This window comes from Microcella sp., assembly GCF_033763155.1.
In the GTDB taxonomy this organism is placed as follows: Bacteria; Actinomycetota; Actinomycetes; order Actinomycetales; family Microbacteriaceae; genus Microcella.
Window position 1 is genome coordinate 1 of sequence record NZ_JANRKZ010000164.1, and the last position, 2526, is coordinate 2526.

Consider the following 2526-nt stretch of genomic DNA (forward strand, 5'->3'; position numbering starts at 1 on the left):
TGGCCTGATACGTTTCGGCCGTGAATCGTTCTCTTCTTGTGGGGCTCGCACGCATCGTCGTTGGCCTCAGTTTGCTCGGCAGCGTCGCCTGGCAAGTCACTGACCGTCTTGCGAATAACCTCTTCCGCCCGGCGGAATACTTCGCCTACTTCAGTATCGTGTCCGCCATTCTGGTGGGCATTCTCTGGATCACCAGCGGAGTGCTCCGCTTGCGGCAGGTGCCCGAGTCGACCACCCTGGCCATTCTTCGATTGACCGGCGCCGCCTCGATGATCGTTGTCGCTGTCGTGTATCACGCGCTCATCAGCGACGCGGCGGTTGACCCGCGCGATATTGGCTATGACTGGCCAGTGTTGCCCAACCTCATCATCCACACCTGGGCACCCATCGCGATCGCGCTCGACTACTTGTTCAGCACCCGCGGCCCCGCACTGCGGTTGCGGCAAGCGCTGTGGGTGGCGGTGTTCCCGCTCACATGGCTCGCCTTCTCGGTCGTTCGTGGGCTCATCGATGGCTGGTGGCCCTATTGGTTCATCGACCCCAACGGCGAGGGCGGTGTGGGCAGCATGCTCGCCTACGTTCTCGCGATCGCGAGCTTCTTTGTGATTCTGGGATTTGTGCTCATCGCACTCAACCTGGGGGTCCGCCGATTGTTGCGCCGCAACTCCGCCGAACCGAAGGCGCAGGCTTAGCCTTTTCGCCATGCGACGCATTCTTGGCGCCACCCGCTTCATCGTGGTCATCCCCGCGATCGCTGCGATCCTGGGCGCGATCTTGCTCATGTTCCAGGGTTCCGTTGGCGTGGTCTTGGTGATCATCGACGCCGTGTGGTTCGGTGCCGACCTTAAGAGCACGACGGTCGACGTGCTCACCGCGGTGGATGCGATTCTGCTCGGCACGGTGCTACTCGTGATCGGCTACGGCCTCTACGAACTCTTTGTCGACGCCGAAATCGCGGTGCCGACGTGGCTGCGCGTCAACGACCTTGATGATTTGAAATCGAAGCTCATCGGGGTCGTCGTCGCGATCATCGCGGTCATCTTTGTCGGTGTGTTGGTCGACTCAAACCGCGCCGCTGACGTGATGTCGTACGGCCTCGGCGCGGGCGCCCTCGTTGCCGGGCTCGCACTGTTCGCCTACGCAACGCGGAAAGACCGCGGCGCCTCGCCCCAGAAACGCAATCCGGGTGTCTCGAGTTCTCAGCACGACGCACAGCCCTCGTGAGCCCGATCGCGCAAGTCGTACGCCCCCTAACGATCTCGCGCTAGACTCGCCCGCACATCCCCAACGACGAGGAGTGCGGAGTGAGCCACAAGCGAGCCGTCACCCTGGCCGAACTGCTTCCGCAGTCGATCCAGGGCATCCAGAGCCTGAAAGACACCTACGGCGAGTGGGATGTTCACGAGAGCCAACACGTCGATGTCGAGCACGTGCAGGCCGTACTCGGTGAGCTCGTCGAGCGCCTCGACGACAACTTTCCGTACTTTCACCCGCAGTACGCGGGGCAGATGCTCAAGCCACCGCATCCCGTCGCCGTCGCCGCCTATATCGCGACGATGCAGCTCAACCCCAACAACCACTCGATCGACGCGAGTGCCGCGACGACGCGCATGGAGCACGAGGTGCTCGACCAGCTCGCCGCGATGTTCGGCTACCCCGCCAACTACATGGGCCATCTGACGTGGAGCGGCACGACCGCCAACCTTGAGGCTCTGTGGGTGAGCCGCGAGATCGCGCCCGGCAAGGCCATCGCCCACTCGGCGGATGCCCACTACACGCACTCGCGCATGGGTGAGGTGCTCGGCATCGACACCGTGGGTATCTCCACCGAGGCCGATGGCCGCATGAGCCTCGACGCACTCGAGCGCGAGCTCGCCACCGGGCGTATCGGCGTGGTCGTCGCGACCCTCGGCACGACGGGACTCGGCGCCGTCGACCCGCTCGCCGACATCATTCCGCTCGCTCGCCAGCACGGTGCTCGCGTCCACGTCGACACGGCCTACGGCGGATTCTTCACGATCATTGTCGACGAGCTTGATCCCGAAACCGCGCGGCACTTCCGCGCCATTGCGCAGGCCGACTCGGTCGTCGTCGACCCGCACAAGCACGGCCTGCAGCCCTATGGCTGTGGTGCCGTGCTGTTCAACGACCAGTCGATTCTACGGTTCTACCACCACGAGTCGCCCTACACCTACTTCGCGAGCACCGAGCGACACTTCGGCGAGATTCAACTGGAGTGCTCGCGCGCGGGCGCGAGTGCGGCGGCGCTGTGGGCGACGCTCAAGGTGTTTCCGCTCACGATGCAGGGGCTTGGCGCCATCGTGTTGCCCGGCTACCGGGCCGCGCAGACGTGGCACGAGCTCATCGCCGAGTCGGACATCCTGCAGCCCTATCAGCGCCCCGAGCTCGACATCATCACCTACTTGCCGCGCGTGACCTCGATGTCAGAGCTCGACCGCGTGAGTCACGCCATCTTCGAGATGGCAGCCGACACGACGCGACCGCAGCAGACGCACCTGGCGACCT

Annotated in this window: 3 protein-coding genes; all 3 read left to right on the forward strand. The window is 64.2% G+C overall.

Going from position 1 to position 2526, the window contains the following annotated elements; translation table 11 throughout:
* Positions 1–20 precede the first annotated feature (20 nt).
* Positions 21–692, forward strand: coding sequence for a Pr6Pr family membrane protein (locus SFU54_RS06915; protein WP_319015554.1), 672 nt, complete (start codon positions 21–23; stop codon positions 690–692).
* Between the two features lie 10 nt (positions 693–702).
* Entirely contained in the window at positions 703–1224 is a 522-nt protein-coding gene (locus SFU54_RS06920) for a YqhA family protein (RefSeq protein ID WP_319015555.1), read from the forward strand.
* A gap of 80 nt (positions 1225–1304) precedes the next feature.
* Positions 1305–2526 (forward strand): pyridoxal phosphate-dependent decarboxylase family protein (locus SFU54_RS06925; protein WP_319015556.1); only part of this gene is annotated, 1222 nt, incomplete at its 3' end.

Excerpts from the sequence above, each read along its gene's own strand:
- SFU54_RS06920 (WP_319015555.1), top strand. The coding sequence starts at position 703 with ATGCGACGCATTCTTGGCGCCACCCGCTTCATCGTGGTCATCCCCGCG.